At 37.0% G+C, this 395-nt stretch carries 1 protein-coding gene; it reads left to right on the top strand.

Annotated elements, in window-relative coordinates; all coding sequences use genetic code 11:
• Nucleotides 1–351, top strand: a 351-nt coding sequence (locus KTR06_RS24395; RefSeq protein WP_151208466.1) for a transposase, incomplete at its 5' end; no start/stop codon positions are given.
• Between the last annotated feature and the right edge of the window lie 44 nt (nucleotides 352–395).

Here is a 395-nt window from a genome sequence, read left to right as displayed (position 1 = left end):
CAGAAAATCAGGGCAGAATTACTTTTCAAGCAGTTTGAAGATATTAAGCACGTATATTACTACTCATTGGAGTTGGGAAAGATCTTTTCCACAAACTATGACAAGGATGTAGCAAGAGCAAAGCTGGCACTATGGTATAATAAGATTGAAGAATATGGATACGATACATTCACAACAGTGGCAAACTCTATTGAGAATCATTATGAAAGGATTTTGAACTTCTTTGTGAACAGGAGTACAAATGCAGCAGCGGAAGCATTTAATGCTAAAATCAAAGCATTTAGGGCATCATTTAGAGGAGTAGTGGATATGAGCTTCTTCCTTTTTAGGCTAGCAAAGGTATATGCATGAAGGGAATTGACTAAACTTAATCCCCCAAGAATTACAACTGAGCC

It is taken from the genome of Bacteroides sp. MSK.20.12 (assembly GCF_019052435.1).
Lineage (GTDB): Bacteria > Bacteroidota > Bacteroidia > Bacteroidales > Bacteroidaceae > Bacteroides > Bacteroides xylanisolvens.
Note: the sequence above shows the minus strand (reverse complement) of the source record. Positions and strands in the feature narration are given on the sequence as shown.